Source organism: Dietzia sp. CW19, from assembly GCF_014145265.1.
Classification (GTDB): domain Bacteria; phylum Actinomycetota; class Actinomycetes; order Mycobacteriales; family Mycobacteriaceae; genus Dietzia; species Dietzia natronolimnaea.
On sequence record NZ_JAALEE010000545.1, the window covers coordinates 1 to 5828 of the forward strand.

8 protein-coding genes are annotated in these 5828 nt (G+C 70.1%); 4 read left to right on the plus strand and 4 right to left on the minus strand.

Annotated elements, in window-relative coordinates:
- Nucleotides 1-1062 (minus strand): RNA polymerase sigma factor (locus tag G6021_RS15495; RefSeq protein WP_182641678.1); only part of this gene is annotated, 1062 nt, incomplete at its 3' end.
- A gap of 217 nt (nucleotides 1063-1279) precedes the next feature.
- Nucleotides 1280-2125, minus strand: coding sequence for a polyphosphate--glucose phosphotransferase (ppgK, locus tag G6021_RS15500; protein WP_182609823.1), 846 nt, complete (start codon nucleotides 2123-2125; stop codon nucleotides 1280-1282).
- Nucleotides 2126-2284: 159 nt separating this feature from the next.
- Here ppgK and G6021_RS15505 point away from each other — a divergent pair, with 159 nt between their 5' ends.
- Nucleotides 2285-3148 carry an inositol monophosphatase family protein gene (locus G6021_RS15505; protein ID WP_179525216.1) on the plus strand — a complete coding sequence of 288 codons (864 nt, stop codon included), beginning with the start codon at nucleotides 2285-2287 and terminating at the stop codon, nucleotides 3146-3148.
- Here G6021_RS15505 and cei read toward each other — a convergent pair.
- Nucleotides 3138-3722 carry an envelope integrity protein Cei gene (cei, locus tag G6021_RS15510; RefSeq protein ID WP_241731472.1) on the minus strand — a complete coding sequence of 195 codons (585 nt, stop codon included), beginning with the start codon at nucleotides 3720-3722 and terminating at the stop codon, nucleotides 3138-3140. The two genes, G6021_RS15505 and cei, sit on opposite strands and share 11 nt — an antisense overlap.
- Before the next feature lie 260 nt (nucleotides 3723-3982).
- Here cei and G6021_RS15515 point away from each other — a divergent pair, with 260 nt between their 5' ends.
- Entirely contained in the window at nucleotides 3983-4285 is a 303-nt protein-coding gene (locus G6021_RS15515; protein WP_179525218.1) for a DUF4193 domain-containing protein, read from the plus strand.
- A 4-nt stretch (nucleotides 4286-4289) separates the two neighbouring features.
- Here G6021_RS15515 and G6021_RS15520 read toward each other — a convergent pair whose 3' ends face one another.
- On the minus strand, nucleotides 4290-4796 hold the full coding sequence (locus tag G6021_RS15520) for a DUF3093 domain-containing protein (RefSeq protein WP_182609825.1): 507 nt from the start codon (nucleotides 4794-4796) through the stop codon (nucleotides 4290-4292).
- 53 nt (nucleotides 4797-4849) lie between these two features.
- Here G6021_RS15520 and dut point away from each other — a divergent pair, with 53 nt between their 5' ends.
- Both dut and G6021_RS15530 read left to right on the plus strand, forming a co-directional pair.
- On the plus strand, nucleotides 4850-5329 hold the full coding sequence (gene dut, locus G6021_RS15525) for a dUTP diphosphatase (RefSeq protein WP_179525220.1): 480 nt from the start codon (nucleotides 4850-4852) through the stop codon (nucleotides 5327-5329).
- Nucleotides 5330-5408: 79 nt separating this feature from the next.
- On the plus strand, nucleotides 5409-5828 hold a 420-nt coding region (locus G6021_RS15530; RefSeq protein ID WP_182641677.1), incomplete at its 3' end, for a DUF3710 domain-containing protein.

The following is a 5828-nucleotide window of genomic DNA, read 5'->3' on the forward strand; positions in this document are numbered from 1 at the left end:
GTCCTCGATGAAGTCGCCGAGCTGCGAGTCGCCCTCGTCACCGATGGTCTGGTCGAGCGAGATGGGCTCCCGGGCGTACTGCTGGATCTCCAGCACCTTCTCCGGGGTGATGTCCATCTCCTTGGCCAGCTCCTCCGGGGTGGGCTCGCGGCCCAGGTCCTGGAGCAACTCGCGCTGGATGCGCCCGAGCTTGTTGATGACCTCGACCATGTGCACCGGGATGCGGATGGTGCGGGCCTGGTCGGCCATGGCGCGGGTGATGGCCTGGCGGATCCACCAGGTCGCGTAGGTCGAGAACTTGTAGCCCTTGGTGTAGTCGAACTTCTCGACGGCGCGGATCAGACCCAGGTTGCCCTCCTGGATGAGGTCCAGGAACGCCATCCCCCGGCCCGTGTAGCGCTTGGCCAGGGACACGACCAACCGGAGGTTCGCCTCGAGCAGGTGGTTCTTGGCGCGAACGCCGTCCCGCTCGATCCACTTGTAGTCGCGGCGCTGGGCGGTGGTGAGCTTCTCGCCACGCTCGACGACTTGGGCCATGAACCAGGTGGCGTAGAGGCCGGCCTCGATACGCTTGGCCAGCTCGACCTCCTCCTCGGCGTTGAGAAGGGCGACCTTGCCGATCTGCTTGAGGTACGCGCGGACCGAGTCGGCCGAGGCGGTGAGCTCGGCGTCCTTGCGGGCCTGCCGCAGGGCCTCGGACTCGTCCTCGTCCCAGACGAAGTCACCCGACGCCTTGTCCTTGGCGGTCGGACCCTCCTTGGTCTCCTCGTCGGCCTCCGCGTCATCGACGTCGACGACATCGACCTCGACGTCCTCGAGTTCGGCGGTGTCCGGCTCGACCTCGAGTGCCTCGACCGGTGCGTCGTCGATCGGAGCGGTGTCCGTGAGCGCGGGATCGCCCGCGGCGGCGGTCTTCTTGGCCGCGGTCTTCTTGGCCGGGGCCGACTTCTTGGCCGCCGTCTTCTTGGCGGGCGCGGCCTTCTTCGCTGGTGTCCTGCTCGCCGCGGTCTTCTTGGCGGGGGCCTCGCCCGTGACCTCGGTGTCCGACGGATCGCCGCTCATCGCGGAATCCGAACTGGTGGTCTTCGTGGCTGCCACAAACGCCCCTTCACAACCGGTGAATCGATGGGAAACGGGGATCGATGCCGCATCGTATGCCGACACTCGAGCCGTCCGCCTTGCGGTACCGGGCCCGTCCCCGGCCGGTAGGTGATCCCGGCCTGCGCCATTGTAACGAGGAACCAGCCCGGAGGTCGCATCAGGCGCTGTTGACGAGGGGTCAGTAGCTGCCCGGGGACAGTGTCGACCCCAGATCGACCAGGCCGTCGTGCGCCGCCGAGTACAGCGCCGCCCCGATGATCCCGGCATCGCCACGTCTGATGGCCGCACGAACCGGGGTGCGGTTCTCCAGGAGCGGGAACCACTCCTCGGCGGCCTCGCTGATCCCGCCCCCCAGGACGAATGCGCGGGGCCAGAGCAGGTCCTCGAGGCATCGCAGGACGTTGGACACGTGGGGCGCCCATTCCTCGTAGGTCAGTCCGTCCCGTGCACGTACCGATGCGGAGGCCAGGTGCTCGGCCTCGTCGAAACCCCGGCCGGCGATGTCCTCCACCATGAGGTGTCCGAACTCCGTGTTGGGGACGAGATGGCCGTCCAGCAGCAGTGCCGATCCGATCCCCGTGCCGAAGGTCAGCAGGACCACCAGGCCGTCCACCCCCTCACCGGCGCCGTAGTGCACCTCGGTGACACCCGCCGCGTCGGCGTCGTTGAGCATGACCACCGAGCGTCCGGGGAGGTGCCTGTCGAACAGGGCGACCACGTCGCAGCCGACCCAGGAGCCGTCGATGTTGTGGGCGATCCTCGCGACGCCGTCGTGGATGACGCTGGGGAGAGCCACCCCCACCGGGCCGTCCCATCCGAGTTCGTCGACCATCGCGCGGATGACCCCGGCGACCGCGTCCGGGGTCGCCGGCTGCGGGGTGGGACGTGTCGACCGGGGGCCGAGGAGTTCCCCGGTGCCGAGGTCGACCAGCCCCGCCTTGATCCCTGTGCCGCCGACGTCCACCCCCAGGCCGGTGGAGGAGGCCGGCGCCTGGGTGCTCTCGGCAGGTGTGGGGGTGGGCATCTCGGGCTCCCGGGTGACGGGCCGTGAGGGTCACGGCTGCGGTTGGAGTCCACCGGACCGACGGGGCACGATGGGGGCGACGAGCGCCCGTTCGTCAGCGTATCTGTCCGGTACCACCGTGGGCCGGTCCAATCGGGGACGACGACGAGGGGAGCCGACATGTCGGAGGAGACGGACGGAGGGGTCGCGCGATCAACCCACGCGGACACCGTCGACGAATTGAGGCGGTTCGCGGGTCGGCTCGCGGTCTCGGGCGGTGACGTGGCCCGGCGGATGGTGGAGCAGTTCGGCTCCACCGGGCTCGACGCGCGTGCCAAGAGCTCTGCGACCGACCCGGTGACCGTCATCGACACCACCGTGGAGGAGCACCTCCGTTCGCAGGTGGTCTCCGCCCGGCCCGGCGACCGCGTCCTGGGGGAGGAGGGTGGCGAGGAGGCGACCGCCCCGGGACGGGGGGTCGTGCGGTGGGTGGTGGATCCGGTCGACGGAACCGTCAACCTCCTCTACGGGATCCCCTTCACCGCCGTCTCGGTGGCGGCGGAGGTCGACGGGGTGGTCCTCGCGGGTGCGGTGCACAACATCGTCACCGGCGAGACCTGGACCGCGGGGCTCGGCCGCGGGTCGAGCCTCCGGTCCGCCACGGGCACGCTCACCGAACTGACGGCGTCGGCGTGTGACGACCTGTCGATGGCGCTCGTGGGAACCGGGTTCTCCTACGACTCCGACGTCCGCGCGGAACAGGGGCGGGTGGTCGCGGAGCTCCTCCCGCGGATCCGTGACATCAGACGGTGCGGGTCCGCGGCCCTGGACCTGTGCATGGTGGCCACCGGCCGGATCGACGCCTACTACGAGCGCTGCCTCAAGCCGTGGGATCACGCGGCCGGGGCCCTGATCGCCGCCGAGGCCGGCGCGGTGGTGAGGGTCTCCCACGACGACGAGGTCCCCACTGCCGCCGCCGCACCCGGTGTGGCGGGGGAGTTCCTGTCCGCGATCGAGGCGCTCGGGGGCGCGGTCAGCAGTTGACGGCTCGCGCCGCGTCCAGCTCGGCGGAGATCGGTTGACGTCCCACCTTGAGCTCGTCGAGCGCCCCCACGCTCTCCGCCGAGTCCGACAGTCGCGAGAAGATCGTCCCCAGCACCAGGTCGACGGACTCGTCCGCCCGCCCGTCGGACACCAGCTGCATGCACGGCGCGGCGAGGGACAGTGACCTCGCGCTCGCCTCCCCGGCCTCGCCGTAGCGGATCTGCCCGTGGCACTCGAGGTCCTGGGCGTAGATCGGGTCGTTGCCGGTGGCGTCGGCTCCCGCCGGCTGGAATCCGCGTTCGGCGAGTTGGGCGGCGACCGCACCCGCCTGACCGCTCTGGCCGTTGGCGTTGAGCACCCGGACCCGCGTGTCCGCCAACAGGGCCGGCTCGACCGAGTCGAGTGCGCCGGCGGGCTGATCCCGCAGTCCGGCCTCCTCCGCCGCGGGCGTCACGGGGCAGGCGGCGGCCTGGGTCGCCGCATCGCTGCCCATGAGCGCGGAAGCCCACACCAGACCCCCGAGGACCAGCGTGGCCACCACGAACAGCACGTAGGGGCTGCGTAGTCGTCCCATCCCCCGAGTGGGGGTCGGACTGGGTGTCGCCTGGGCGCTGAGGTGGACGACCATGAGGGTCCTTCCTGCAGGTGTCACGGTGCGGGAGCCCTGTCCGGGTCCGCCTCACCACTGTAATCGTCGGGGAATCGGCGTCCCGGTGGGGACACGGTCCGGAAGCGCGGATGAAATCCCTGCTAGTTTCCGTTAATATGCGTGCGCCGGTCGGTCCACGATCGAACCGACCGCCCCTCGCCACCTGACCGCTAGAGAAGAGACACATGGCAACCGACTACGACGCACCCCGCCGGACCGAAGCTGACGAGCTGGCCGGTGATTCGCTGGAGGAACTCAAGGCCCGGAGGGCGGAGGGGGCTACCGGCGAGGTCGACGTGGACGAGACGGATACCGCCGAGTCCTACGAACTCCCGGGGGCGGATCTCTCCGGAGAGGAACTCACGGTCCGTGTGGTTCCCGAGCAGGACAATGAGTTCACCTGCGGAGACTGCTTCCTCGTCCATCACCGGAGCCGGTTCGCCGAGGAGAGGGACGGACTGCCGATCTGCGTGGACTGCGCGGGCTGATCGCTCAGCTGTAGTGGTTGTCCGGGAGGGCCGCCGCGAGTCTTTCCGGGTCACGGGTGCTGATCAGCCAGTAGGGCGTGGGGTCCAGCGGGTCGTCCAGGACGACGATCACCATGGTGGGGACATAACCGCGGTGGACGACGAACGCCTCCGGATCGAGTTGGCGCCCCATCGCGGCCTGCTTGGCGGTCGCGGGCACGACGGCGCTGCGCGAGATCGCCTCGAAGGGCAGACGCGCGCGGCCCGCGTACAGGGTCCCTCCGCCCTGACCGTCGGACTCGACCTCGATACGCTCGCGACCGACGGTGACGAAGAGCCACGCGAACAGGGCGGGCACGACCACGGTGAGCAGCCACAGCCACCACGGCGCGCCGAGTACCGAGGCCACGGCGGCCACGAGGACGGTGATGGCGGCGAGAAGCACCCACCACCATCCCGGTACCCGGAGTCGTTCCGAGTGAACAGGGCGCGGGACCCGGTCGGGCGACGGTCGGAGATCTTCTTCGGTCACGACATCAAGACTATCCATCACCCGGGCTCCACCCGGCAGGAGGGCGGCCAGCCATGAACCACCCCGACCACTCGTCCGGATCACGCGGACCGCTGCGGCTACGGAGGTTGGACCCCGGTCTTCCGGTGCCGTCCCGCGCCCACCCCTCCGACGCGGGCATCGATCTGTTCTCGGCCGAGAACTGCGCACTCGAACCCGGGCATCGTGCGCTGGTGGGCACAGGGGTGGCCGTCGCCATCCCGGAGGGGTACGCCGGGCTCGTCCACCCCAGATCCGGTCTCGCCGCACGGGCGGGACTGTCGATCGTCAACGCCCCGGGCACCATCGATGCCGGGTATCGCGGCGAGATCAAGGTCAACCTCGTCAACCTCGACCCGTCCGAACCGGTGCACATCGGACGAGGTGACCGGATCGCACAGTTGATCATCCAGAGAGTCGAACTCTGGGACGTGCAGGAGGTCGACGAGCTCGACCAGACCGACCGGGGAGAGCGGGGCCACGGCTCGACCGGAGGTCACCACCGCCTGACCTGACCGGCAGCACACCACGTTGGGTAGCGTCAAGAGGCACGGTCCCGACCGGGACCGGGTCGCACGCGGAGAGGATTCGACCATGTTCGGACGCAAGAAGTCGGTGACCGGGGACCGCGACGCCGCCACCCCCGGGGAACCCGCGGACTCCGCACCGTCCACGACCGGTCCGCATGACCGCCCGTCGGTCGGGGACGTGGCCCGGTACTACACCGACCTCGGGTACGGACACCTCGACCTCGGTTCCCTGGTGATCGGCGTCCCCAAGGGACGCGATCTGAACGTCGCGCTGGATCCCAACGGCCAGCCGGAGTTCCACGTGGTCACCACCGTGTCGCGGGTCATCCCGCGCGCCTTCGCCGCGCCGAAGTCCGCCGGGCAGTGGCGGACCATGGTGGCCGCCATGCGCGAGCAGCTCGAGGGGCAGGGCGCCGAGGTGACCGTCGAGGACGGTCCGTGGGGGCGCGAGCTCGTGGCCGCGATGCCGGGGGCGGTGTTCCGC